Below are 25,076 nucleotides of genomic sequence, written 5' to 3'. Positions count from 1 at the left end.
ACCCGTGGCCTCGAAGACGACCAGCACGTTGCATCGCCAACGCGCCGCGATCTGTGTGATGGCCTGCGGCGCGTTGGCGATGCGCTCCGGCACGCCTAAACCGTCATCAAAGATATCGAGGTGTTGTTTGGAGACGTCGATTCCGACGCAACGAGCGGGTATGATCACGGTGCCTGTCCCTGTGATGCGAGGTCTGTTGGCGCAGCCTCGTGCAACTGTTCAGGTTGGTAATGGAACGGGCGGGAGACCGAGCCGGCTCACGGCGTCAAGCGCCAAGGACCCAACGGCTTCCCGCCCAACCCCATCCTGACAGACTTCCAAGACACAGGGACCCATGCGACCGGTTACCTCGACTACACCGCCATCTTCCGATGCAGCACCGGCGCGCCGGTGGTGAGGCTTTCGGCCGCATCGATGATGGCGTTGGCATCGATGCCGTAGTGCCGATACAAGTCAGCGATCGTGCCGGTCTGGCCGAACTGCTCGACGCCGAGCGCCTCGACGCGGTGGCCGCGGACGCTGCCGAGCCAGCCGAGTGCGGAAGGATGGCCGTCGATCACGGTCACGATGCCGCAGTCGCGCGGCAGCGGCGCCAGCAGTTTTTCGATGTGGCTGAGATGCTGCACGCCGCGGCGATCCCGCCGCAATTTCCGTGCGGCGGTCCAGCCCGCATGGAGGCGGTCCGCCGAGGTGATCGCAAGCAGGCCGATGTCGCGCCGGCTCTCGCCGATGAAGCCGGTCGCCTCGATCGCCTCAGGTGCCACCGCACCGGTATAGGCGATTACGACTTCGGCATTCGGGCCCGGCTTGCGCAGCCAATAGGCGCCGTCGGTGATGCCCTGCTGCAGCTCCGGTGTCATGATCCGCTGGGCCTGCTCGATACTGCGCGTCGAGAGCCGCAAGTACACCGAGCCGCCCTCGCCCGCTTCGCGCTGCATGTGCTCAAAACCGAACGCCATGATCACGGCGAGCTCGTCGACGAAAGCCGGCTCGAACGAGGCGAGCCCGTCCTGTGCCATGCCGATCAGGGGCGTTGCGATCGACTGATGCGCGCCGCCCTCGGGCGCGAGCGTGATGCCTGACGGCGTCGCCGCCACCATGAAGCGCGCGTCCTGGTAGCAGGCGTAGTTCAGCGCATCGAGCCCGCGCTCGATGAAGGGATCGTAGAGCGTGCCGACGGGCAGCAGCCGCTCGCCGTTGATCTGGTGCGACAGCCCGAGCGCCGAGAGCATGATGAACAGGTTCATCTCGGCGATTCCAAGCTCGAGATGCTGACCCTTGGGCGAAAAGTCCCAATTGAAGGTGGAGGGAATTTTCTCGCTGCGGAATAAATCCGCCTTTTCGGCGCGCGCGAACAGGCCGCGCCGGTTCACCCAGGGGCCGAGATTGGTCGAGACCGTGACGTCCGGCGAGGTGGTGACGATGCGCCTCGCCAATTCACTGTCGCCGCGGGCGATCTCGTTCAGCACGAGACCAAAGCCCTGCTGGGTCGACATCTGCGGCGACGGCTTGAACGCGAGCTGCTGGGGCACCTCGACGACGGGCGCGGTCAGCCGGCGGCCGTCCTGGTTGAACGGCACGCGCGCGAGGAACGCGTCGAGCTCGGCGGCGGATTGCGCGAGGCCTTCGTACTTCTCCCATTCATGCCCGGGCCGGATGTTCTGGCTGTCGCGATATTTTTCCATTTGCGCGACCGTCATCAGGCCGGCGTGATTATCCTTGTGGCCCTGGAACGGCAGACCGACGCCCTTGATGGTGTAGGCGATGAAGCAGACCGGACGGTCGTGATCGATGGACTCGAACGCCTCCAGCATGCTCGCCATGTCGTGGCCGCCGAGGTTCGACATCAGCGCCAGCAATTCCTCGTCGCTGCGCCTGTCGATCAGCTTCGTGATCGGCCCCTGGTCGCCGATCTCATCGTGCAGGTGCTTGCGGAATGCTGCGCCACCCTGGAAGCAGAGCGCGGCGTAGAGCGCGTTCGGGCAATTGTCGATCCAGCGCTTCAGTGCCTCGCCGCCGGGCTCGGCGAAGGCCTCGCGCATCAGGCGACCGTATTTCACGATGACGACGTCCCAACCGAAATTGCGGAACATGGTCTCGAACTTTTCCCAGAGCCCTTCGCGCACGACGGCGTCGAGCGACTGGCGGTTATAGTCGACCACCCACCAGGTGTTGCACAGGCCGTGCTTCCAGCCCTCGGCGAGCGCCTCCCAGATATTGCCCTCGTCCATCTCGGCATCGCCGACCAGCGCAATCATCCGCCCTTCGCGGCGATCCTTCATCCAGCCATGCGCCTTGACGTAATCCTGCACCAGCGAGGCGAACAGCGTCTGCGCGACGCCGAGGCCGACCGAGCCGGTGGAGAAATCGACGTCGTCGACGTCCTTGGTGCGCGAGGGATAGGACTGCGCGCCCTTGAAGCCGCGAAAGTTCTCCAGCTTCTCGCGGCTCTGCCGGCCGAACAGATACTGGATGGCGTGGAACACCGGGCTCGCATGCGGCTTCACCGCGACGCGATCCTCGGGACGCAGCACGTGGAAATACAGCGCCGACATGATGGTCGCGAGCGAGGCGGACGAGGCCTGATGTCCCCCGACCTTCAGGCCGTCGGCATTGGGGCGGATGTGGTTGGCGTGGTGGATGGTCCAGGACGACAGCCACAGCGCCTTGCGGCTCAGCGCGGTCAAGGTGTCGAGGCGGGCGGTATCGACGGGCATGGCAAGGCTCCCGGAAAACAGGTGGCGCGATGATACGCCCGTGGGAGGCGCCAAACTTCTCAATTTTTCGCGCAATACCTGCCGATATTGGGATACCATACTAATAATCCCCCGGAATTTGAAGGTCTATCCCAATGCCAGAGCTCGACGCCATCGACCGCAAAATCCTCGCGTTGCTTCAGGCCGACAGCCGGCTGACCATGCAGGAACTCGCCGACAAGGTCGGGCTCTCGGTCTCGCCCTGCCATCGCCGGGTCAAGCTGCTGGAGGAGCGCGGCGTCATCAGCCGTTACGTTGCGACCGTGGATCAGAAGGCGCTCGGCCTGCATGTCAGCGTCTTCATCTCGATCAAGCTGGCGCGGCAGAAGGAGGAGGACCTCAACCGCTTCGCGCGCGCGATCTCGAAATGGGACGAGGTGCTGGAGTGCTATCTGATGACCGGCAACCGCGACTATCTGCTCCGCGTCGTTGCCGCCGACCTCGCCTCCTACGAGACCTTCCTGAAGACCAAGCTGACCCGGCTCGACGGCATCGCCTCGATCGAGTCAAGCTTTGCACTGAGCCAAGTGAAATACTCGATCGCGCTGCCGGTGTGACCTGCCTCAGCGTGACAGAGCGGCTGTCACATGGACGCAACAAACCCCGCCGATGGTCGTTGGTAACACTGGCACCCTAGCCGAGAGAAGAAGCCCATGACCGCATCCGACCGCACCTTCCAAACCGCCAAGCGCGAGCGCATCATTCAGGAGATGGCCGACGACCTCGACGAGGAGCTGGAGATGGAGCTCGATGACACGAGGCTCGACGAGCTCCTGGACGAAACCGACACACCGGGTCCGACGGTCGATCGCAAGCTCTATTTCCGGGAGCTGCTGCGGCTCCAGGGCGAGCTGGTCAAGCTGCAGGACTGGGTGCAAAGCGAGCGCAAGAAGGTTGTCGTGCTGTTCGAGGGCCGCGACTCCGCCGGCAAGGGCGGCGTCATCAAGCGCATTACCCAGCGCCTCAATCCGCGCATCTGCCGCGTCGCGGCGCTTCCCGCCCCGAGCGAGCGCGAGCGCACGCAATGGTACTTCCAGCGCTACGTGTCGCACCTGCCCGCCGGCGGCGAGATCGTGCTGTTCGACCGCAGCTGGTACAACCGCGCCGGCGTCGAGCGCGTGATGGGCTTCTGCTCGGAGGAGGAGTACCAGGAATTCTTCCAGACGGTGCCGGAGTTCGAGCGGATGCTGATCCGCTCCGGCATCATCCTGGTCAAATACTGGTTCTCGATCACCGACGACGAGCAGCAGTTCCGCTTCACCATGCGCATCAAGGATCCCTTGAAGCAGTGGAAGCTGAGCCCGATGGACGTCGAGGCGCGCAGCCGCTGGGAGGCATACACCAAGGCCAAGGAGACTATGCTCGAGCACACGCACCTGCCGGGCTCGCCGTGGTGGATCGTCGATGCCGTCGACAAGAAGCGCGCGCGGCTCAACTGCATCGCGCATCTCCTCAACCAGATCCCGTATCAGGAGGTCGCTCGCGCGCCGGTGATGCTGCCGCCGCGCGTCCGCCACCCCGACTATCAGCGCGGCCCGGTTCCGCCGGAGATGTACGTGCCGGAGAAGTATTGAGCGAGATCTCGTAGGGTGGGTTAGCGAGCTGATGCGCGCAGCGCATCTGCTCGGCGTAACCCACCTCTTCTGTCTCCGCCGCAAGAGAAGTGGTGGGTTACGCCGTGCGAACTGCGCTTCGCGCAGTCGCAGGGCTAACCCACCCTACGCAGTAACGTCACCGCCACGGCTGCACGATGATCTTGGTGTGGGCTTCAGGGTTGGCGAGATCGGCGAACGCCTTGGCGACGCCGTCGATGCCGACCTCGGCCGTGACCATCGCCGCCGCATCCACCTGTCCTTCCGCGATCAGCCGCAGCGAGCCTGCGAATTCGTCCGGCGTATAACCGAGCACATATTGGACGTTGAGCTCCTTCATGATGCCGAGCATGGGTTCGCTCTTGTCGGTCTCCATGCAGACGCCAACCACGACGACCTTGGCATCGCGCGGCGCGCCTTCGAACACTTGCTGCAGCAGTCCGGGCACGCCGACGCATTCGAAGATGATCGCGGGCTTCAGCGCCGGCAGCATGGCCTGGAACGGCGGCCGCGCGGCCTTCTCCGCATCCGACATCTGCGCGTGCTCGGCCCAGGTCGCATAGGGCTGCGACACCCTGGGATCGACGACGACGTCGGCGCCGAGCTTTGCCGCGAGCGCGCGGCGCGCCGGCGAATAGTCGGCGGCGACGATCGGGTGCAGCCCCTTGATCTTCAGCGCCGCGATCACTGCGAGCCCGACAGGGCCGCAACCGATGACGAGCGGCACCTCGCCGCCCCGGATATTGGCCTTCGCCACGGCGTGAACGCCGACTGCGAGCGGCTCGGTCAACGCCGCATGTTCCGGCGCAAGACCGTTGGGCACTTCGAGCAGGAGCGGCTCGCTCAAAACCATCTGTTCCGCATAGCCGCCGACGAAGTCGTTGGAATAGCCGATCCCCTTGATGCCTTCCGGCGTCACCAGCGCGGGCAGCGAGCAGACATGCGTCCCCGGTTTGAGCTTGCGTTCCGTGCCGGGGCCGTAATCGACGATCTCGCAGCAGAATTCGTGACCGAACACGACGTCACGCGACAGATCCATCGGCGTGCGACCGGTCTTCTTCGCCATCTCGACCATGCGGGGAGCGTGGAGGCGGGCATGCAGATCGGAGCCGCAGATGCCGCAGGCGAGCGTCTTGACCAGCACCTGGCCGGGGCCCGGCTTCGGCTCCGCCATCCTGTCGACGACAATCTCACCGTTCCTGAAAATCGCAGCGCGCATTCGGCTCCTCCCATGGTGTTGAGCCGTTGATAGCACGAAGTGGGCGCGCGAACTTGCGTTAGGGATTTGGGGAACGCTCTTCCAGCACCAGCAGCTGGGCGCGGCGGATACGCTCGCGATGGGCGATGTAGAGACCGCTGGCGACGATGAAGGCTGCGCCGACGACCGTCCAGAGATCGGGGACCTCACCGAAGATGAAGAAGCCGAGAATGCTGACCCACAGCAGCTGCGTGTAGGAGAACGGCGCCAGCACCGAGGCATCGCCATAGCGATAGGCCAGCACGATGATCCACTGGCCGACGGTGGAGGCGACGCCGATCACGATGCCAAGCCCGATCGCGGTCCAGCTCGGCGTGACCCAGACGAACGGCACCATCACGGAAAGGATCGCAACGCCCGTGAGCGCGGAATACGCCATCGTGGTGAGCACGGCTTCACGCCCGCTCATCATCCGCGTCAGGATCAGCGCGGCAGCCCAGCAGAACGCAGAGACGATCGGAAAGAACGCGGCGGCGTGAAATGCGCTCGTGCCCGGCCGCAGGATGATCAGCACGCCCGTCAGGCCGATCGCGGTCGCGATCCAGCGGCGCATACCGACCTTTTCGCTGAGGAATATGATCGACAGCGCGGTGACGAACAGCGGCGAGACGAAGCCGGTGGCGGAGGCTTCCGCAATGGGCAGGAAACTCAGGCCGGTGATGAAGAACAGCGAGGAGCCGAGCAGCGCGGCACCGCGCATCAGCTGCAGGCCGAGCCGCTCGGTGCGCATGGCATGGAGCGGCGAGCCCGGCAGCATCACCGGCGTGAACATAAGCGCGAAGGTGACGAAGCGGATCCAGGTGATCTCGATCGACGGCAGGCTGGTCGAGAGATATTTCGCGGTGGTGTCGGAGCAGCCGAGGAAGATCGTCGACAGCAGCACCAGCGCAATGCCCTTGAAGGGATGGTCGACGCGCGCAGGCGCGCGGCGAGCCTTCTGCTTCTTCTCCGGCACGGGCATGGGGATACTGTCGAGCCTTGCGGCTACGGCGGGCGGCGGTGTCACGGCTGGAACCCGGGAAAATGCGAATCGAGAACGATTGTAAAAAACGACAAATGCGCCGCGTTCACAACTTCCGAAAACAGGATGCCGATATGCGCGGGCCGCCGCGCGCGTCAATGCTCCGTTAAGAATGGGCGTTTGTGCATTACAGCATGGGCAGGCTGCGCGGCTTCGGACCGCGCGGAAACGCCGCATCGAGCGCCGCAATCTCGTCTTTCGTCAGCACGAGATCTCCCGCGACCGCATTCTCGCCGGCATGTTCCGCGGACGACGCCTTCGGAATCGCGAACACCGTAGTCGCACGGGTGAGAAAGCTCAGCGCGACCTGACGCGGTGTCGCACGACGCTCTTCGGCAATGCATGCCAACACGGCGCCGCCCTTGCTGCGCGCATCCGGAAAATCGTCGTGACCGAACGGCGAGTAGGCGACCACGGCGACACCATGGCGCTCGCACCAGGGGATCACCGCATGCTCGATCGCGCGTTCCTTCAGATGATAGAGCACCTGATTGCAGGCGATTCGACCCTCGCCGGCGACATCGAGAATCTTGTCGAGATCATCGGCATCGAAATTGGAGACGCCCCAGGATTTGATCTTGCCTGATTTCACCAGTTCCTCGAACGCCGCCACGGTGTCTTCCAGTGGATAGGAGCCACGCCAGTGCAGGAGATAGCAATCGAGACGGTCGGTCTTCAGCCGCTTCAGCGAACGCTCGCAGGCAGTGATGGTGCCGCGACGCGACGCGTTGCTCGGCAACACCTTGGAGACCAGGAACACCTCGTCGCGCCGACCCGCGATCGCATCGGCAATGACGAGCTCCGCATCGCCATACATTTCGGCGGTGTCGATGTGGGTCATGCCGAGATCGAGCCCGCGCTGAAGCGCCGCGATCGCGCGCTTGCGATCGCCATGGTCGAGATACCAGGTGCCCTGCCCGATGACGGAGACGTTGGCACCGGTCTTGCCGAAAGGGTTTGTGTTCATGTTGGAGCTCACAGTCCGCTGATATCCGCCACCAGCACGCTGCCGGTCGACGACTCCGTGATATAGAGACGATCTTTGTTGGCGCCACCGATCGCCACATTCGTGCAATTCGGCCCCACGCACGACTTGATCCGCGCGATCAATTCGCCGTTCGGCGCGAACACGAAGACGTGGCCGAGCGAGGCATGGCCGACGAACAGGCGGCCCTTGCCGTCCATGGTCAAGCCGTCGGGACCGCTGGTGCCGAACAGCGAGCAGAAGCGGCCGACCTTGGACACGCTGCCGTCCTTCATGAACGGCAGCCGCCACACCGCGTTGTCGCGTGTCATCGCGACGAACAGCACGGTTTCGGTGGGATCGAGCACCAGGCCATTCGGGCTGATACCGGTGTCGATCAGACAATCGAGCCGGCCATTCGATGCGAGACGATAGACGCGACCGCTAGGGTCGTGCAGGCCGGTCTGGCCCTGATCGGTGAAATAGATGTCGCCGTTGGAGGCGAGATGCAGATCGTTGCAACCGCGGAACGATTCTGAATTGCGCGCGGTCAGGACGGGCTTGATGCGGCCGGCCTTGGGATCGAGCTCCATGATGCCGTGACTGTAGTCGGCCACCAGGATGCGCCCGTCCGCGGCGATCTTCAGTCCGTTCGGCCAGCCCTCATATTCGGCGACCAGCGACCACTCGCCGTCAGGCGCGATGCGAAAGATGCGGCCGAAGGGAATGTCGACGATGTAGAGATTGCCGTCCGTGTCGAAGGAGGGCCCCTCGATGAAGCTGTCGGTCGGCACATTCGGCCGGTTGGCGTCAGCCCAATCGGTCCGCACGCCCTTGCGGCGAAACTTTTCGGGCATGGTGGAGAAAAGCCTTGTTTCGATCAGGCGCGGCGGCGTTTCCAGGTACATCATTGTTGTTATGGATTGCTGAGAGGGAAGCCGCGGCACCATAGGGCACAATCGAGGGCGCGTCGATTGGTGCGGAGGAATGGCTGCGTCCACGCCACTCTCGTGTCCCGGACGCGCTGCAGCGTGAAACGCTGCTGCGCAGAGCCGGTACCCAGAAAACACTCGCTGTTAGATGGCCCCGGCTCTGCAGCGCACCGCTACGCGCTGCGCTGCGTCCGGGGCACGAGACCTACCCCACCGCGCCCGCGACCTTCGCCTGCTTCACCGGCACGTCCGTCGTCGCGATCAGGCGCTTCAGTTCCGGAATGCAGGAGCCGCAATTGGTGCCGGCCTTGAGCTTGGCGCCGATCTCGGCAGCCGAGCGCGCGCCGGCCGCGATGGTCTCGCAGATGGAGCCGCGGCCGACGCCGAAGCAGGCGCAGACGATCGGCCCGGTCGAGGCGGCGCCCTCGTCGGACTTGCCTGACAGCAGCATGCGACGCTGATCGTCGGTGACGAGATCGGCCACGAACAGGCTCTTCACCACCTCCCAGTCGCCCGCATCATGCGCGGGGCCGACGAACAGGCAGGTCTCGATCTGATCGCCCGCGAACGACGCCGCACGATAGACCCCGCCGCCGAAGTCGCGATAGTCGGCAACGTCCTCGCCGGCGACGCTCTCGAGCCAGGCCGGCCAGCGCGAAAGGTCGGCGTTGTCGGCGAAGAGATAGCCGAAGCCGCCGGTGACCGTGACGCGGGTCCACAACAGGTTCGGCGGCAGATCGAGCTGCTTCCGCGACAGCGCAAAGCCGCGGAAGACGAATTCGTAAGGCGCGATCGCGGCCGGCGTCGCCTTGGATTCCGGCTGCCCCGAGAACGGATCGGTGAAGGACTGCACCAGCGCGCCGACGCGGCCATGCGAGGCATTCATTGCGCTCCAATGGATCGGCGCGAACAATGTGCCGCGCTGAGTGCCGTCACTGACGACGACCTTCAGGATGCACTGACCGTAATCGGTGGTAACGCGGGCATAGCCGTCGTGAACGATACCGTATTTGCCGGCATCATCTGGGTGGATCTCGACGAAGGGCTCCGGCAGATGCGCGCCCAGGCGCTGGCTGAGACCCGTGCGCGTCATGGTGTGCCACTGGTCGCGAATGCGTCCGGTGTTGAGCCTGAGGGGACGCGAGGCACCGGTCTCACCGCGCAGCGACGGCACCTCCGGCGCGATGAAGCGGCCCTTGCCGTCATTGGTGAAAAAGCCGCCGCTCGCGAAGAAGCGATCGCCCGACACTCCGCCTTCACGCACCGGCCACTGTACCGGCTTTAGGGCATCGAAGCCTTCGTCCGAAAGCGAGGTCAGCGCGCCGATGTCGAAATCGCGGCTACCGTTGTTCTCGAACGCCGAGAGCGCGGCGTGCTCGCGGAAAATCTCCGCGGCGGATTTGTAGTTAAAGCTGTCGCCGAAGCCGAGGCGCTTTGCCGTCTCGCTCAGGATCCACCAGTCCGGCCGCGCCTCGCCCGGCGCCGGCAGGAACGAGCGCTGGCGCGAGATGCGGCGCTCGGAGTTGGTCACGGTGCCCGACTTCTCGCCCCAGGCGAGCGCCGGCAGCAGCACATGCGGACCGGCATCGACCGTGTCGTTGGAGAGCACGTTCTCGGACACCACGAACAGCTCGAGCTTCTTCAACGCCTCGCGCACGAAGTCCGCATCGGGCAGCGACACCGCGGGATTGGTGCCCATCACCCAGAGCGCCTTGACCTCGCCGCGATGGATGGCCTCGAACAGCTGCACCGCCTTCAACCCCTCATGGGTGGCGATGCGCGGCGCCTTCCAGAACCGCCTGACACGATCGATGTCGGGCGGCGTGAAGCCCATATGGGCGGCGAGCATATTGGCGAGACCGCCGACCTCGCGGCCGCCCATCGCGTTGGGCTGGCCGGTGAGCGAGAACGGCGAGGCGCCGGGCTTGCCGATGCGTCCCGTCGCGAGGTGGCAGTTCAGGATCGCGTTGACCTTGTCGGTGCCCTGTGCCGACTGGTTGACGCCCTGCGAATACAGCGTGACGACGCGGTCCGTGTCGCGGAACATCTTGAAGAAGGTGGCGACATCCTGCTCGGAGAGGCCCGTCGCGAGCGCCGTCGCAGTGACGCTGCCGGCGATGCTGCGCGCACGCGCCAGCGCGTCGTCGAAACCGCTCGTGTTCTGCGCGATGTAGTCCTGGTCCAGCGCGCCGCTGTCGGCGAGGTGGACAAACAGGCCGGAGAACAGCGCGGTATCGGTGCCGGGCTTGAGACCGAGGAACAGATCGACATCGCTTGCAGTGTCGGTGCGGCGCGGATCGATCACGATCATGCGCGCGCCACGCTCTTGCCGGTTCTTCAGCATGCGCTGGAATAGCACCGGATGGCACCAGGCCGCGTTCGAGCCGACGAAGACCAGCAGATCGGCCTGGTCGAGATCCTCGTAGCAGCCGGGGACTGTGTCGGCGCCAAAGGCACGCCGATGGCCGGCGACCGAGGACGACATGCAGAGCCGCGAGTTGGTATCGACATTCGCCGTGCCGACAAAGCCCTTCATCAGCTTGTTGGCGACGTAATAATCCTCGGTGAGGAGCTGGCCGGACAGATAGAACGCGACCGCGTCGGCGCCGTCACGCGCCACGATGTGCTGCATGCGATGGGCGACATGATCGAGCGCATCGCTCCAGGCGACGCGTTCGAGCACGCCCTTGCAGCGGATCATCGGATAGAGCAAGCGGCTTTCCAGCCCGACAGTCTCACCGAGCGCGGAGCCCTTGGAGCACAGCCGGCCGAAATTGGCGGGGTGGTCAGGATCGCCAGCGATCGCGGCCCCGCCCTTGCCGTCCGGCGTCGCCAGCACGCCGCAGCCGACGCCGCAATAGGGACAGGTCGTCTTGGTGGCGCGGAGCGTGGGATCGATCGCCGTCATATCAAGCTGCCTTGTCACGCCGGCTCTATCAAGCCGCCTTGGAAGGACGCGCGAGCGCGCGGCCGAACATCATGTCGGTGCGGATCGCCGCCACCTTGTCGCGATTGCGGATCAGCTCGAGATACCAGAGCGCATCGACGGTATCGCCGATCAGCACCGCGCCGGTGAGCCGGCCGTCGGCGATCACCAGCTTCTTGTAGGTGCCGCGCCTGCGATCGGTCAGCACCAGGCTCTCGCTGCCCTCCCCGCCCATGAAGTCGCCGGCGGAGAACACGCTGACGCCGGAGACCTTCAAATTGGTCGAGACCACGCTGCCCTGGTAGGCGGCGGGGCGGCCGGCCAGATGCCGTGCCAGCACCCGCGCCTGCTCATAGGCGGGCTCGACCAGGCCATAGCAGGTGCCGCGATGCTCGGCACATTCGCCGAGCGCGAAGATATCTGGCGATGCCGTCTGCATCTCGTCGTTGACGACGATGCCGCGATTGACCGCGATGCCGGCATCTTTGGCAAGCGCCACGTTCGGTTTGATGCCGGCGGCGAAGATCACCGCGTCGGCCTCGATGCGGCTGCCGTCGGCAAGCTCGACGGCCTCGACATGACCGTCGCCATGGATGCGGGCGGTCGAGGCGTTGAGCAGGATGCGGATGCCCTTGCGCTCGACCAGCGTCTTGAGCAGGTCAGCGGCCGGCCCATCGAGCTGACGCTCCATCAGCCGGTCCATCAGATGCAGCAGCGTCACCGGCGCGCCGGCCTTGGCAAGGCCGTAGGCAGCCTCAAGTCCGAGCAGGCCGCCGCCAACCACGACGACGCGCTTCTTCGCAGCGGCCAGCGTCAGCAAAAGATCGACGTCGCGCGTATCGCGAAAAGTGTGCACGCCGGCGAGATCGGCGCCCGGCAGATTGAGCCGCAACGGCGTCGATCCGGTGGCGAGCACGAGCTTGGAATATTCCATGCTCTCCTCGCCTTCGATCTTGAGCTCGCGGCGGCCGGTGTCGATCTCAGTAACGCGATAGCCGTAGCGCACCGTGACGCCGCGATGGCGCCACCAATCGGCGGGCCGGAGCTCGATCTCGTGCGAGCCGGTCTCGCCGGCAAGCACGGAGGAGAGCAGCACACGATTGTAAGCGAGCCGCGGCTCCTCGCCGATCACGGCGACCGCGTAGCGGCCGAGCGCGGTCTTGGCGAGCTCGTCGACCAGACGCGCGGCTGCCATACCGTTGCCGACGATGACCAGCGGTTCACTCACGAGGCATCTCCTATTCAGCGGCCTGCGCTTGCGCGCCATAGGCCTCGGACATCATGAAGCCGGACAGAACGCCGTAGGCGTCGGTCCAGGCCTTTGCCAATTCGGGCGTCCAGGCGTCGCCAAGACCCTTCTCCAGGGTCCACAGCAAGGTCGCACCGACCACGGGATAGTGCTCGGCCGTGGCGCCGTAAGCGACGTGACGCTTGGCGAGCGCGGAGGCCGCAGGAAGAATCGTCTCCAGGTTCGACAGGCCGCTGACGACGGCGGCGAGCATGCCCATCAGCTTCTTTCGCTGCTCGGTCATGTCTTCAGGGAACATCGCGCGCACGGACGGCGCCACCTCGAACAGACGATCATAGAACAACACGGAGGCAGCTTGCGAAATCGGCGCGACCTTGGCGAAGCTCTGCTGGATGAGGGTGATCTGTTCTGGCGTCATGATGTTCTCCTGCCTGTTGGGTTTGCCTTGGTGCGCGCCATTGCGAACCAGGTTCATGGTCAAACTGTCGGGCAATGCTTCTCCCCGCGTACGGGGAGAAGCGAGATTCGTACCAAATGTCAGACTCGCGCCTCCGCGAGGCTTGAGGCGCCCTCACCCTGCGGGCCGCGACGCAGGTAGAACCACCACGTCAAGCCGAGGCAGCTGGCGTAGAAGCCGAGATAGATCGCGAGCGCGAGCTGGGGGCCGCCGGTCAGGGCGATCGACTTGCCGAAACCGGTCGGGATCAGATAGCCGCCAACGGCACCGATCGCGCCGATGAAGCCGACCGCCGCACCGCTCTCGATGCTCGCCGTCTTCAGCGCGAGCGCGCGCGCCGCATCACCCTTGCCGCGCACCTTGAACAGGTTCTCTTCGCGGAAGATCGAGGGGATCATGCGATAGGTCGACCCGTTGCCGATGCCCGTCGTCACGAACAGGATCAGGAACATCGACAGGAAGCCGATGAAATCCTTCTGCCCGACGAAGTAGAGCACGCCGACCGTTGCGCCTGCCATCACCATGAAGTTCCAGAAGGTGATGACCGAGCCACCGATCTTGTCGGCGAGCCAGCCGCCGAGCGGTCGCGACAGCGAACCGACCAGCGGCCCGAGGAACGCGATCGCAATCGTGATTTGCGGGAACTGGGTCTTGATCAGCAGCGGAAACGCAGCCGAATAGCCGATGAAGGAGCCGAACGTGCCGATATAGAGATACGCCATGATCCAAGTGTGCTTGCGCTTGACGATCGCCAGCTGGTTCTTCACCGAGGACTTCGCCGTGGTCAGGTTGTTCATGAAGAACACGGCACCGAATACCGCGATCGCGATCGGCAGGACCCACATCAGGCCGGCATTCTGCAGGAAGATGCCGTCGACCGGCGTCGCCTGGAACAGGTTGAAGACGGCGAGCGTCATCAGGATCGGGGTCAGGAGCTGCACGCTGGAGACGCCGATATTGCCGCCGGCCGCGTTCAGGCCGAGCGCCCATCCCTTCATCCGGTCGGGGAAGAAGAAGGAGATGTTGGTCATGCTGGAGGCGAAGTTGCCGCCGCCGAGACCCGCGGTCGAGGCGACCAGCAGCATCAGCCAGAACGGCGTATCGGGCTGGCTCACGAAATAGGCAAGCGACAAGGTCGGAATGAACAGGATCGCCGCGCTGAAGATGGTCCAGTTGCGGCCGCCGAACGTGGTCACCGCGAAAGTGTAGGGAAAGCGCATCAGGGCGCCGATCAGCCCCGGCACCGCGATCAGCTGGAACAGCTGGTCGGTTGAGTAATGAAAGCCCGCCTGCGGCAGCTTGGTGGTGACGATGCTCCAGATCAGCCAGACCGAGAAGCCGATATGCTCGGCCACGATCGACCAGATCAGGTTGCGTCGCGCGATAGTCTTGCCAGTCGCATTCCAGAACGCCTCATCTTCGGGGCGCCAGTCTGAAATCCAAGTAGGATTCTTCGTCATTGAGTATCCCTTCCAGGCTCACCGCTGCGTCGTTGCAGGCTCTGCCTCACATGGAGGCGTGCTCCGAGGCTTCACCCCGGTGGCGAGTTCACGATGCTGATTGATGATGTTGAGGGACGTCGTCGTTGGCGTCGCGCAAAGACATTTCAATTTCCGTGCCAGTTGCGCGCACGCTGGAAATACAGGGATTTCAGGACGTTATTCGCATTGCCAGAAGTTTTTGCAGGGCTTTTCCGCACGCTAAATTTGCGATTCGCTCAATCCTTGTGCGACGCACAAGGATTGAGCGGGATGTCGATTATTTGTGCGCAGGCATCCGCTTGCGTTAACTCTTCGTTACGCGGCCTCGACGAAGCGATGACGCTCATAGAGGAATTCGAGCACGCGCTGGCGGCACTTCAGATAGGTGGTGTTGGTGGCGAGCTCGAGCCGCTTGCGCGGGCGCACCAGCGGCACCTCCAGCACCTCGCCGATCCGCGCGCTCGGCCCATTGGTCATCATCACGATGCGGTCGGACAGCAGCACGGCCTCGTCGACGTCGTGAGTGATCATCAAAATGGTATTGCCGAGCTTCTGATGCAGCGCCATCACCGAGTCCTGCAAGTGAGCACGGGTCAGTGCGTCGAGCGCGCCGAACGGCTCATCCAGCAGCAGCACCTTCGGCTCCATCGCCAGCGCCCGCGCAATGCCGACGCGCTGTTTCATGCCGCCGGAGATTTCGGAAGGACGCTTGTCCTTGGCATGGGCCATCTGCACCAGATTGAGATTGTGCATGACCCAGGCGTCGCGCTCGGCGCGGGACTTGGTCCTGGCAAAGACCTTGTCGACGCCGAGCCTGACGTTCTCGTACACGGTGAGCCACGGCAACAGGCTGTGGTTCTGAAACACCACGGCGCGGTCGGGCCCCGGCGAGTTGACCTCGCGGTTTTCCAGCAGCACGCCGCCGGTGGTGGCGTTGGTCAGCCCCGCGATGATGTTGAGCAGGGTCGACTTGCCGCAGCCGGAATGGCCGATGATCGAGACGTATTCGCCCTTCTCGATCGTGAGATTGATCTCCTTCAGCACCTCCGTGGTGGCGGCACCGCGGGTAAAGACCTTGTCGATGTGGTCGAGCTTCAGATAGGCGGTCATGTACCCTCTCCTCTCAGTTCAGCGCGGTGCCGCGGGTGACGACCTTGCCGAGGCCAGCGATCACGCGGTCCAGCACGAAGCCGACGATGCCGACATAGAACAGCGCCAGGATGATCTCGCTGATATGCGAGGAGTTCCAGGCGTCCCAGATGAAGAAGCCGATGCCGACACCGCCGATCAGCATTTCGGCCGCGACGATCGCCAGCCACGACAGGCCGATGCCGATACGCAGGCCGGTGAAGATGTAGGGCGCGGCCGCCGGGATCATGATCTTGGCGAAGAACTCGAGCGGATTGAGCTGCACCACCGCGGCGACGTTGCGATAGTCCTGCGGGATGTTGCGGATGCCGACCGCGGTGTTGATGATGATCGGCCAGATCGAGGTGATGAAGATGACGAAGATCGCCGAGGGCTGACCGTCGCGGAAGGCCGCGAGCGACAGCGGCAGCCAGGCGAGCGGCGGAATCGTGCGCAGCACCTGGAACAGCGGATCGAGCCCGCGCATGGCCCAGACTGACTGTCCGACCAGCACGCCGAGCGCGATGCCGGCGATCGCCGAGAGCGAATAGCCCAGGGCAACGCGCTGCAGACTGGCGGACAGATGCCAGAACAGGCCCTTGTCGATGCCGCCATGATCGAAGAACGGATCGAGGATCAGCTCCTTGGTGTCCTTGAACACTTTCGACGGCGGCGGCAGCGCCGAGCCGGCGCGACGGCAGACCAGTTCCCAGACCAGCGTCAAAAGCGCGATCACGACCAGCGGTGGGATCACGCGCACGGCGGTTTCCCGCACCATCCGTGCATAGGCTTCCCTGCGCGGCGGGCGCTTCGGCGTCAGCGCGACGACCGGCGCGGCAACGGCCGCAGGCGACGCGATCTCAAGCTCAATCTTGGTGGCAGGCATGTTCATCGAAATCCCTCTGCGGCTTCAAAGGACGAAGCGGCCGCCTGACGGCGGCCGCAGGCTCCATCAGACTTCGACGCGCTTGATCGCGAGCGACTTCAGATAGGCTGCCGGATTTTCGGGATCGAACACCTTGCCGTCGAAGAAGGTCTCCTTGCCGCGCGAGGTGGAGGTTGGAATTTCCGCGGCGGCGACGCCCAGAGTCTTGGCCGCATCGCGCCACATGTCCTCGCGGTTGACCTTGGCGATCAGCGCCTTGGTGTCGAAGCCAGGCTCGTACTTGCCCCAGCGGATGTCCTCCGTGAGGAACCAGAGGTCGTGGCTCTGGAAGGGGTAAGAAGCGAAGTCGCGCCAGTACTTCATGATGTGCGGCGAGTTCTCGACCACCTTGCCGGGGATGCCGTAGTCGAACTTGCCGGCGCTGCGATCGAGCACGTCCTCGACCGGGCAATTCATCCACTGCCGTTTGCCCATGATGGCGGCGAGCTCGGCCTTGTTCTCGGCCTTGTCGGCCCATTGCTGGGCTTCCATCACCGCCATCAACAGCGCCTTGGCGGCCTTCGGATATTTGTCGACGAAGGCGGCGCGCATTCCGAAGGATTTTTCCGGATGCTTGTTCCAGAGCTCGCCGGTGTTGATCGCGGTGTAGCCGATCTTCTGATTGATCAGCTGCAGATTCCAGGGCTCACCGACGCAGAAGCAGTCCATGGTGCCGACCTTCATGTTGGCCACCATCTGCGGCGGCGGCACCACGATGGTCTCGATGTCCTTGTCGGGATCGATGCCGCCGGCGGCGAGCCAATAGCGGATCCAGAGGTCGTGGGTGCCGCCGGGGAAGGTCATCGCGGCTTTCACGGCCTTGCCGGAGGCTTTCTTCTTCTCCAGCGCGGCCTTGAACGGCGATGCATCGACGCCGAGCTTGAGGTCGGCATATTCGTTGGCGACCGAAATGCACTGACTATCGAGATTGAGCCGCGCCAGGATGTACATCGGCGTCGGCTGGTTGTTCTGCGTCACCTTGCCGGCCGAGATCAGATAGGGCATCGGCGTCAGAATATGCGCGCCGTCGATGCCGTTGCCTTCGGAGCCGAGCACGAGATTGTCGCGCGTGGTGCCCCAGGAGGCCTGCTTCTGCACGTCGGTGTCGGGCATGCCGTATTTGGCGAACAGGCCCTTGTCCTTGGCGACGAAGAGCGGCCCGGCATCGCTCAGCGCGATGAAGCCGAGCTTGGCACCCTTGACCTCGGGGCCTGAATCCTGCGCGAAAGCGCCGGCGGGGAAATTCAGTTTTGCGGCGGCGAGAAGTGCGGCGGTCGAGCCGGTGGCCTTCAACAATTGACGGCGGCTGAGGCCCGTCTCCGAGGGCCGGCGGGTGCGCTTGGTCATAGGCAGTGTCGTCCTTTGCATCGTTGCAGAATTTATGGCGTCAGTGCACACGAGCAGCCCGTCCGTCCGGCGGCGCCGTCTTTGGCGCATGCGAACGCACGGCGGGGAGACCCCCGCCTGATGGCGTCGGCAAGTCGGATGAGAAGTCTCGCGGGACGGCTTCAATGGCGTCGGCATGGAACTATTCAAGCTTCATGCCAAGCGCGATACCGCAAAAACATATTATAAATCAAAATGTTAAAGAGACCGCGCGTGACTGTCGCAGGTCGAACCCGCATGCGAAAGTTGCGACCTGCTCAATTCTTGTGCGGCGCACAAGCCTTGTGCAACAGATCAAGCAACAGGCCGCCAAGTGCTGTGACGCCGGATCGGGCCGAGATCTATCTAATTGATATTGCTATATATTTCTTGCCATACGGCGCGGCACGCAACTTGCTTATCCATAAACGTCAACGAAGACTGCGGCTCGCCGCATTGTGCAGCCTCTGGCGGCTGCATCCGGAAGCTCAACTGCCTCGCGGCCCTTCCCGGCTTTAGTCCTCGTGACGCGATTCCCAAGGCTTCCAGACATTTCCTAGCCCTCGTGCGCGGCAGGCCAGCCGGCACGGCCCGTGACGTTGCAGCCGCGCTCCCGGGCGCGTCGATCTCTCTTACGAAGCAAAAGGAACCATTGATGTCGTATCTCGCGCCTTCGGAATTCGTCACCAAGATGGTGGATGCGGGCGAGTCCAAGATCTTCATGTCCACCCGGGATACCATCATCCGCGCCTACATGGCCGGCGCCATCCTCACGCTCGCCGCATGGTTCGCCGTCACGATCAACGTCAACACGGGTCAGCCGTTGGTCGGCGCGCTCTTGTTTCCGGTCGGCTTCGTCATGCTGTACCTCCTCGGCTTCGACCTCCTGACCGGCGTGTTCGTGCTCTCGCCGCTCGCCCTGATCGACAAGCGTCCTGGCGTCACGATCGGCGGCGTGCTGCGCAACTGGGGCCTCGTGTTCATCGGTAACTTTGCCGGCGCGTTTACGGTCGCCTTCATGATGGCCTTCGTCACGACCTTCGGCTTCTCGCAGCCGCCGGACAAGGTCGGCACCGCCATTGGAATCATCGGCGAAAGCCGCACGCTCGGCTACGCCGCGCACGGTGCAGCCGGCATGGCGACGCTGTTCATGCGCGGTATGCTCTGCAACTGGATGGTCTCGACCGGCGTCGTCGGCGCCATGATCTCGACCTCGGTCCCCGGCAAGGTCATCGCGATGTGGATGCCGATCCTGGTGTTCTTCTACATGGTGTTCGAGCATTCCGTCGTGAACATGTTCCTGTTCCCGTCCGGCCTGCTGCTCGGCGCAAAATTCTCGATCCTGGACTATCTGATCTGGAACGAGATCCCGACTGTGCTCGGCAACCTTGTCGGCGGCCTCGCCTTCACCGGCATGACCCTCTACGCCACGCACGTCATGACCCTCCCGAAGCGCCAGGTCGACAAGGCTGCAAAGCCCCGCGTCGCCGCCTGATCGAATACGTCTCGACAGGGGAGCCCCGCCCGAGCAGGGTGAGGCTCCCCTCTCCTGGTGATGACGATGACCCGCGGACTCCGGATTTCGGTCGGCCAGCACTCCGACAAGGGTCGCAAGCCCCTCAACCAGGATTTTCACGGCGTCCTGATTCCCGAGGAGCCGCTGCTCGGCCTGAAGGGCATTGCGGCGGTTCTCGCCGACGGCATCTCCAGCAGCACGGTGAGCCAGATCGCCAGCGAGTCGGCGGTCAAGAGCTTCCTGATGGACTATTACTGCACGTCGGAATCCTGGACGGTGAAGACCTCCGCCCGCCGCGTGCTGGACGCGACCAATTCCTGGCTGCACGCGCAGACGCGCAAGAGCCAGTACGCCTATGACCGCGACAAGGGCTACGTCTGCACCCTGAGCGCCATGGTCATCAAGGCGACCACCGCGCACATCTTCCATGTCGGCGACTGCCGCATCTACCGCGTCGCCGGTAAGGCGCTCGAGCAGCTCACCGACGATCACCGGATCATCGTGTCGTCGGAACAGACCTATCTCGGCCGCGCGCTCGGCATCAATCCGCAGCTCGAGATCGATTACCTGGCGTTCGAGGTCGAGGCCGGCGACACGTTCCTGCTGGCGACCGACGGCGCCTACGAATTCGTCGACGCGCGCTTCATCACGAGCGCGCTGAACGAGCACGCAGGCGAGCTCGACGGCGCGGCAAGGGCGATCGCCGAGGAAGCCTACCGGCGCGGCAGCGACGACAACATCACCGTCCAGATTATCCGCATCGACGCGGTGCCGCAGCGCGAGCCGGCCGGCATCTTCAATCAGACCTCACAATTGCCGCTGCCTCCGCTGCCGGAGCCGCGCGCGATGTTCGACGGCTACCGCATCGTCCGCGAGATCCACGGCAGCAGCCGCAGCCACATCTATCTCGCCGTCGATGTCGAGACCGAGGAGCCGGTCGCACTCAAGCTGCCGTCGATCGATTTGCGCGACAACGCCGCCTATCTCAAGCGCTTCCTGATGGAGGAATGGATCGCGCGCCGGATCGACAGCCCGCACGTGCTGAAGCCGCTGTCCCAGTCGCGGCGCCGCAATTATCTCTATGTCGCGACCGAATTCGTCGAGGGGCAGACCCTGAAGCAGTGGATGACCGACAATCCGCGCCCCGATCTCGAAACCGTGCGTGGCATCATTGAGCAGATCGCCGCGGGCCTGCGCGCCTTCCACCGCATGGAGATGCTGCATCAGGACCTCAGGCCCGACAACATCCTGATCGACAAGACCGGCACCGCGAAGATCATCGACTTCGGATCGGTCAGGGTCGCGGGCGTCGCGGAGGCTGCGCCACGGGACGAGGCCGACGAAATCCTGGGCACGGTCCAGTATACGGCGCCGGAGTATTTTCTCGGGCAAGGCGGCTCACCGCGCTCCGACATGTTTTCGCTTGCGGTGATCTGCTACCAGATGCTGACGGGAAAGCTTCCCTACGGCGCCCAAATTGCCAGGATCCGGCGCAAGGCGGACGTGCGCAGGCTCAAATATCGCTCCGCAGACGACGACCGCAACGTGCCGGCCTGGATCGACGGCGCGCTCCGCCGCGCGCTGCATCCCGATCCCTACAAGCGGCACGAGGACCTGTCCGAATTCGTCTTCGAGCTTCGCACGCCCAATCCGGCCTATCTGGACACGCGGATCACGCCGCTATTGGAGCGCAGCCCGCTGATGTTCTGGAAGCTGACCTCGGCCGCGCTCGCCTGCGCCGTTGTCGTGCTGCTGGCGCTACTGCACGCCCGCTAGGGCCGAAGCGTCGCTTCTGGCGGTCATACGGGAACCTTATCGAGGTCTCCCCCCAATCAATCTCGGACGCCTCGGCGCCGACTATCCGCCAGCGTGATAGCGCCTGCAGCCACTAGGACAATGATGATGACCGTGGCAAGCGCCTCCACCGAGGCCAAGGTGTCGTACCAGCTGTTCCAAAGCTCAAGCATGCGCTGGCCTCTATCGAGCGCCGCCCATCAGCGATAGAATACACTTTCTCAAAAGGACGCGCCTTCGCGCGCAAGTACAATGCTGCGTTTCGCCGCGTGCGTTTTGATCGCGCGGCAACGTGACCCATGCCGGAGGCCGGAATAACGAGCGAACGTAGCTTGCGGTCGCCGCGTAGTGAGATCGCAAGCGGCTATGTCGAAGATGTTGACCAACTGTGAAGTGGTTTACATCCTTGGGAGCTGGCTCGGGCTAAAGTGACGAAGGCTTCTTACTTCGAAGGAGGCATCCAATGCTCGCGGCAATCAAATGGAACTCCCGATATAACGCTCGCGAATGGGTGATGAAGGCCGGGGCGCTCGTCGTCCAACTCCGCGCACCGAATGCAAACCGACAGAGCGGTGAAAGTAAGTCAGGGCGGCCACTCTGGAAACAGTTCGACGACACCCATCATTGGGACTCGACCGCGGAGGAATGGGTCCCAAACCCTGATCGGTAATCGTGCAACGCATTGTGCGCGCACCGGCCGAATTCCGAGACTTCAAGATCCCGTCGCTGACGGGCCCATCTAGCGGTGAGGCCGCGTCTTGACTTTTTGTTTGCCTGACATCCGTATCACGGACGGACGCAGTCGGCCCTACGGGGCTTGATCGTAAGCCTGCAGGATCCTGACAAAATCAGCCATGCTGGATCGATCCTGGTTTTCAGCCATAGCCGCAATCTGAGTATTGGACGCGGGTCGGCTTCCCTGCCAGAACCGCATCAGGAGATCGGCGATGTTTCTCATGGCGTACTCTCTGCACCAACCATGGCAATAAGCATCAATTGAGCGGCAAAGCGCCCGCTCCTTCGGGAGAAGGGCCGGCGGGAGCTACGCCGCCGGCCTTGTCCCGCAACTGCCGGCTCGCAGGGCCGGTTCCGTTGCTTTTCACTCTGGATGCATCGGTAACACCAAGCACTCGGTCGGCGCCATCGCGCGCAGGTATGAAGTGACCATACCTAGGTAGACTTGGGTGGTGACTCGGGATCAGTCGACCAAGTGTCGGTTTAATCGCTGGTAGGTTGACGACTTCCGTGGATGGCTCAACTCCGAACGCTGAGGTCCGTTATTGTGCCCCTATCAGAAACACAGCGGACGTCGTACGCGCCCGGAGTGCCGCGGCATCCCGGCGGGCCATCAGGCCCGCTCCACAGCCTTCACACCGAGCGGCGTCGGCGCCATGCCGCCACCGGGCTTGAGGTGGAATTCGTAGGTCATCAGATGCCACTGACCGTTCGCCTTGGAGCCGTCAGGCATCGCGGGATCGTTGCGCGGCTCGACCTTGGCGACGAGATCATCCTTGACCCCGAACACCACGTCGGAATCCAGATATTTGTCGCCGTCCATGAAGACGTGCGTGATCAGCGGCTCGTATCCCTTCGCGTTGACCAGGAAGTGCACATGCGCCGGGCGCATCGGATGACGCTTGGTCTGCACGATCATCTCGCCGACCGGGCCGTCGGTCGGGATCGGATAGCTGCACGGCAAAATGGTACGGAAGAAGAAGCGGCCGTCGTTATCGGTGATGAAGCGCGCCCGCGCCGAAGCGCCGACCTCGTCATAGTTCGGCTTCTGGGAATCGTAGAAGCCGTCGTCATCGGCATGCCAGACGTCGACGGGGACATTGGCCAGCGGCTTGCCCTGGAGGTCGGTGACGCGGCTCTGCACGAACATCCGCTCACCGGTTTGATTGTTCGGCGAGATGTCGGTGCCATGCGCGGTCACCTTGTGCTCGCCGACATAGAACGGGCCGAGCACGGTGGTCTGGGTGGCGCCCTCGCGGTCGCGGTGGTTGACCGCGTCGACCAGCATGGAGACACCGAGCACGTCGGACAGCAGGATGAACTCCTGGCGGGTATCGGTGCATTTCCGCCCGGTGCGGGTCAGGAAATCGATGGCGTGGTCCCATTCCTCGAAGGTGAGACCCGTCTTGCTCACGTAATCGTGCAGCGACTTCACCAATTCCTGGAGCAGGAATTTTGCGCGCGGATTGGGCGTGCTGTCGAAGCTTTTGACGACGGCCTGGGTGAGATCAGTCTCGTTGAACTGGGTCATGATGGTTGCCCTGCGTTTTCTCATTGGCCCCGGGGGGCCTGGAGGCGTTCCAGGGGCCAGCCTACACCAGTCGGCCCGCTCGCGTTAAGCGCGAGCGGCTTGGAATGGGGCCGTCATTTGGCTATCAACGGATCGACAAAACTGCCCGGAGGAACTGATGCTCGCCCCCACCCCCGCCTCGCCCGAATCCGTCGGCATGTCCAAGGCCGCGCTCGACCGCATCGATGCGCATCTGAGGAAACGGTACATCGATGCCGGCCGCTTCCCCGGCACGCATCTTCTGGTCTACCGCCGCGGCAAGGTCGCGCACAGCTCGCTTCAAGGCTTTGCCGACGTCGAGCGCAAGCTGGCGGTCAAGGACGACACCATCTACCGCATCTATTCCATGACCAAGCCGCTCACCAGCGTCGCCTTCATGATGCTGGTCGAGGAAGGCCTGGTCGCGATCGACGAGCCCGTCGCCAAATTCATTCCGGAATGGAAGGATCTCGGCGTGTTCGTTGCCGGCAACTCGCCGGCCTTCCTGACCCGTCCGCCGTCCCGGCCGATGCTGATCGTCGACCTCCTGCGCCACACGTCCGGCCTCACCTACGGCTTCCAGCAACGCTCCAATGTCGATGCCGCCTACCGCGCTGAAAAAATCGGCGAGGTCGAGAAGTCGGGCACGCTCCAGACCATGATCGAGGCGCTTGCCAAGATCCCGCTGGAATTCTCGCCGGGCGAGGCCTGGAACTATTCGGTCTCGACCGACGTGCTTGGTTACCTCGTCGGCAAGATCTCGGGAATCCCCTTCGAGCAATTCCTGAAGCAACGCATTCTCGACCCGCTCGGCATGACCGACACCGATTTCCACGTCCCGGCCTCCAAGGCGCATCGCTTTGCCGCCTGCTATTCCGCCGATCCCGGCGGCGGCATGACCTTCCATGCCGGACAGCGCCGCGAGGGCCTGACGCTGCAAGACGATCCAGCAACGAGCTCATTCCTGTCTCCGCCCTCCTTCATCTCGGGCGGCGGCGGCCTCTGCTCGACGGTCGCCGACTATCTCACCTTCTGCCGCGCGCTTCTCAACGGCGGCGAGCTCGGCGGCGTCAGGCTGATCGGGCCGAAGACGCTGGCGCTGATGACGAGCAACCACATTCCGGGCGGCGCCGCCCTGCCCGAAGTGTCGCGCTCGCTGTTCTCCGAGGCCACCTATAACGGCATCGGCTTTGGCCTCGGCTTCGCGGTGACCATGCGCCCGTTCGAGACGCTGATCGCCGGCAGCCCCGGCGAATACAATTGGGGCGGCGCGGCCACGACCTCGTTCTGGATCGATCCGGCCGAAGAGCTGATCGCGATCTTCATGACGCAGGTGCTGCCGTCGAGCGCCTACCCGATCCGGCGCGAGCTGCGCAGCATGGTCTACGCCGCGATCACCGAGAGCAATCTGTAACCAATCCAACCGAT

19 protein-coding genes are annotated in these 25,076 nt (G+C 63.9%); 5 read left to right on the top strand and 14 right to left on the bottom strand.

Annotation, left to right across the window (positions count from 1 at the left end; all coding sequences use genetic code 11):
- Positions 1-353: 353 nt before the first annotated feature.
- Positions 354-2,717, bottom strand: coding sequence for a transketolase (locus tag GA0061098_RS33585; protein ID WP_091965706.1), 2,364 nt, complete (start codon positions 2,715-2,717; stop codon positions 354-356).
- Between the two features lie 134 nt (positions 2,718-2,851).
- Here GA0061098_RS33585 and GA0061098_RS33580 point away from each other — a divergent pair, with 134 nt between their 5' ends.
- Together GA0061098_RS33580 and ppk2 are read left to right on the top strand one after the other, a co-directional pair.
- On the top strand, positions 2,852-3,313 hold the full coding sequence (locus GA0061098_RS33580) for an Lrp/AsnC family transcriptional regulator (RefSeq protein ID WP_028144303.1): 462 nt from the start codon (positions 2,852-2,854) through the stop codon (positions 3,311-3,313).
- A gap of 96 nt (positions 3,314-3,409) precedes the next feature.
- Positions 3,410-4,330 carry a polyphosphate kinase 2 gene (gene ppk2 / locus GA0061098_RS33575; protein ID WP_091965705.1) on the top strand — a complete coding sequence of 307 codons (921 nt, stop codon included), beginning with the start codon at positions 3,410-3,412 and terminating at the stop codon, positions 4,328-4,330.
- A 157-nt stretch (positions 4,331-4,487) separates the two neighbouring features.
- Here the strand turns inward: ppk2 and GA0061098_RS33570 are convergent, their stop codons facing one another.
- From GA0061098_RS33570 to GA0061098_RS33520, 11 genes are all read right to left on the bottom strand, one after another.
- Complete coding sequence (locus GA0061098_RS33570; RefSeq protein ID WP_091965704.1) at positions 4,488-5,567, bottom strand: zinc-binding dehydrogenase; 1,080 nt, start codon at positions 5,565-5,567, stop codon at positions 4,488-4,490.
- 58 nt (positions 5,568-5,625) lie between these two features.
- Entirely contained in the window at positions 5,626-6,567 is a 942-nt protein-coding gene (locus GA0061098_RS33565; RefSeq protein WP_165637761.1) for a DMT family transporter, read from the bottom strand.
- A gap of 187 nt (positions 6,568-6,754) precedes the next feature.
- Complete coding sequence (locus tag GA0061098_RS33560; protein WP_091965702.1) at positions 6,755-7,594, bottom strand: aldo/keto reductase; 840 nt, start codon at positions 7,592-7,594, stop codon at positions 6,755-6,757.
- An 8-nt stretch (positions 7,595-7,602) separates the two neighbouring features.
- On the bottom strand, positions 7,603-8,499 hold the full coding sequence (locus GA0061098_RS33555) for an SMP-30/gluconolactonase/LRE family protein (protein WP_091965701.1): 897 nt from the start codon (positions 8,497-8,499) through the stop codon (positions 7,603-7,605).
- 229 nt (positions 8,500-8,728) lie between these two features.
- A complete protein-coding gene (locus GA0061098_RS33550) occupies positions 8,729-11,431 on the bottom strand; it encodes a nitrate reductase (RefSeq protein WP_091965700.1) in 2,703 nt (900 codons plus the stop codon).
- A gap of 28 nt (positions 11,432-11,459) precedes the next feature.
- Positions 11,460-12,677 carry an NAD(P)/FAD-dependent oxidoreductase gene (locus tag GA0061098_RS33545; protein ID WP_167362765.1) on the bottom strand — a complete coding sequence of 406 codons (1,218 nt, stop codon included), beginning with the start codon at positions 12,675-12,677 and terminating at the stop codon, positions 11,460-11,462.
- A gap of 10 nt (positions 12,678-12,687) precedes the next feature.
- Entirely contained in the window at positions 12,688-13,116 is a 429-nt protein-coding gene (locus tag GA0061098_RS33540) for a globin family protein (RefSeq protein WP_091965714.1), read from the bottom strand.
- A 119-nt stretch (positions 13,117-13,235) separates the two neighbouring features.
- On the bottom strand, positions 13,236-14,615 hold the full coding sequence (locus GA0061098_RS33535; RefSeq protein ID WP_091965698.1) for an MFS transporter: 1,380 nt from the start codon (positions 14,613-14,615) through the stop codon (positions 13,236-13,238).
- Between the two features lie 336 nt (positions 14,616-14,951).
- A complete protein-coding gene (locus GA0061098_RS33530; RefSeq protein WP_018322789.1) occupies positions 14,952-15,746 on the bottom strand; it encodes an ABC transporter ATP-binding protein in 795 nt (264 codons plus the stop codon).
- A 13-nt stretch (positions 15,747-15,759) separates the two neighbouring features.
- The gene (gene ntrB, locus GA0061098_RS33525; RefSeq protein WP_091965697.1) at positions 15,760-16,656 is read right to left on the bottom strand and encodes a nitrate ABC transporter permease; all 897 of its coding nucleotides are present in this window, start codon (positions 16,654-16,656) and stop codon (positions 15,760-15,762) included.
- Between the two features lie 60 nt (positions 16,657-16,716).
- Positions 16,717-18,036, bottom strand: coding sequence for a CmpA/NrtA family ABC transporter substrate-binding protein (locus GA0061098_RS33520; RefSeq protein ID WP_091965696.1), 1,320 nt, complete (start codon positions 18,034-18,036; stop codon positions 16,717-16,719).
- Between the two features lie 673 nt (positions 18,037-18,709).
- On the opposite strand from GA0061098_RS33520, the gene GA0061098_RS33510 reads away from it, so the two are divergent.
- On the top strand, positions 18,710-19,549 hold the full coding sequence (locus tag GA0061098_RS33510) for a formate/nitrite transporter family protein (protein ID WP_091965695.1): 840 nt from the start codon (positions 18,710-18,712) through the stop codon (positions 19,547-19,549).
- A 60-nt stretch (positions 19,550-19,609) separates the two neighbouring features.
- Complete coding sequence (locus GA0061098_RS33505) at positions 19,610-21,346, top strand: bifunctional protein-serine/threonine kinase/phosphatase (RefSeq protein ID WP_165637760.1); 1,737 nt, start codon at positions 19,610-19,612, stop codon at positions 21,344-21,346.
- Positions 21,347-22,172: 826 nt separating this feature from the next.
- Here the strand turns inward: GA0061098_RS33505 and GA0061098_RS45300 are convergent.
- Entirely contained in the window at positions 22,173-22,322 is a 150-nt protein-coding gene (locus GA0061098_RS45300) for a hypothetical protein (protein WP_165637759.1), read from the bottom strand.
- Between the two features lie 390 nt (positions 22,323-22,712).
- Positions 22,713-23,630: a dioxygenase family protein gene (locus tag GA0061098_RS33500; RefSeq protein ID WP_091965693.1), complete on the bottom strand. Its 918-nt coding sequence runs from the start codon at positions 23,628-23,630 to the stop codon at positions 22,713-22,715.
- 157 nt (positions 23,631-23,787) lie between these two features.
- On the opposite strand from GA0061098_RS33500, the gene GA0061098_RS33495 reads away from it, so the two are divergent.
- A complete protein-coding gene (locus GA0061098_RS33495) occupies positions 23,788-25,062 on the top strand; it encodes a serine hydrolase domain-containing protein (RefSeq protein WP_091965692.1) in 1,275 nt (424 codons plus the stop codon).
- Positions 25,063-25,076 lie beyond the last annotated feature (14 nt).

This window comes from Bradyrhizobium shewense (assembly GCF_900094605.1).
GTDB classification, from domain to species: domain Bacteria; phylum Pseudomonadota; class Alphaproteobacteria; order Rhizobiales; family Xanthobacteraceae; genus Bradyrhizobium; species Bradyrhizobium shewense.
This window is presented reverse-complemented; position numbering and strand designations above follow the sequence as displayed.

What these genes read in the sequence shown, in the direction of transcription:
- GA0061098_RS33495 (WP_091965692.1), top strand. Translation starts at nt 23,788, where the DNA reads ATGCTCGCCCCCACCCCCGCCTCGCCCGAATCCGTCGGCATGTCCAAG.
- GA0061098_RS33550 (WP_091965700.1), bottom strand. Translation starts at nt 11,431, where the DNA reads ATGACGGCGATCGATCCCACGCTCCGCGCCACCAAGACGACCTGTCCC.
- GA0061098_RS33500 (WP_091965693.1), bottom strand. Translation starts at nt 23,630, where the DNA reads ATGACCCAGTTCAACGAGACTGATCTCACCCAGGCCGTCGTCAAAAGC.
- GA0061098_RS33570 (WP_091965704.1), bottom strand. Translation starts at nt 5,567, where the DNA reads ATGCGCGCTGCGATTTTCAGGAACGGTGAGATTGTCGTCGACAGGATG.
- GA0061098_RS45300 (WP_165637759.1), bottom strand. Translation starts at nt 22,322, where the DNA reads ATGAGAAACATCGCCGATCTCCTGATGCGGTTCTGGCAGGGAAGCCGA.
- GA0061098_RS33540 (WP_091965714.1), bottom strand. Translation starts at nt 13,116, where the DNA reads ATGACGCCAGAACAGATCACCCTCATCCAGCAGAGCTTCGCCAAGGTC.
- GA0061098_RS33505 (WP_165637760.1), top strand. Translation starts at nt 19,610, where the DNA reads ATGACGATGACCCGCGGACTCCGGATTTCGGTCGGCCAGCACTCCGAC.
- GA0061098_RS33520 (WP_091965696.1), bottom strand. Translation starts at nt 18,036, where the DNA reads ATGACCAAGCGCACCCGCCGGCCCTCGGAGACGGGCCTCAGCCGCCGT.
- ntrB (WP_091965697.1), bottom strand. Translation starts at nt 16,656, where the DNA reads ATGAACATGCCTGCCACCAAGATTGAGCTTGAGATCGCGTCGCCTGCG.
- GA0061098_RS33555 (WP_091965701.1), bottom strand. Translation starts at nt 8,499, where the DNA reads ATGTACCTGGAAACGCCGCCGCGCCTGATCGAAACAAGGCTTTTCTCC.
- GA0061098_RS33565 (WP_165637761.1), bottom strand. Translation starts at nt 6,567, where the DNA reads ATGCCCGTGCCGGAGAAGAAGCAGAAGGCTCGCCGCGCGCCTGCGCGC.
- GA0061098_RS33580 (WP_028144303.1), top strand. Translation starts at nt 2,852, where the DNA reads ATGCCAGAGCTCGACGCCATCGACCGCAAAATCCTCGCGTTGCTTCAG.
- GA0061098_RS33585 (WP_091965706.1), bottom strand. Translation starts at nt 2,717, where the DNA reads ATGCCCGTCGATACCGCCCGCCTCGACACCTTGACCGCGCTGAGCCGC.
- ppk2 (WP_091965705.1), top strand. Translation starts at nt 3,410, where the DNA reads ATGACCGCATCCGACCGCACCTTCCAAACCGCCAAGCGCGAGCGCATC.
- GA0061098_RS33560 (WP_091965702.1), bottom strand. Translation starts at nt 7,594, where the DNA reads ATGAACACAAACCCTTTCGGCAAGACCGGTGCCAACGTCTCCGTCATC.
- GA0061098_RS33530 (WP_018322789.1), bottom strand. Translation starts at nt 15,746, where the DNA reads ATGACCGCCTATCTGAAGCTCGACCACATCGACAAGGTCTTTACCCGC.
- GA0061098_RS33535 (WP_091965698.1), bottom strand. Translation starts at nt 14,615, where the DNA reads ATGACGAAGAATCCTACTTGGATTTCAGACTGGCGCCCCGAAGATGAG.
- GA0061098_RS33510 (WP_091965695.1), top strand. Translation starts at nt 18,710, where the DNA reads ATGTCGTATCTCGCGCCTTCGGAATTCGTCACCAAGATGGTGGATGCG.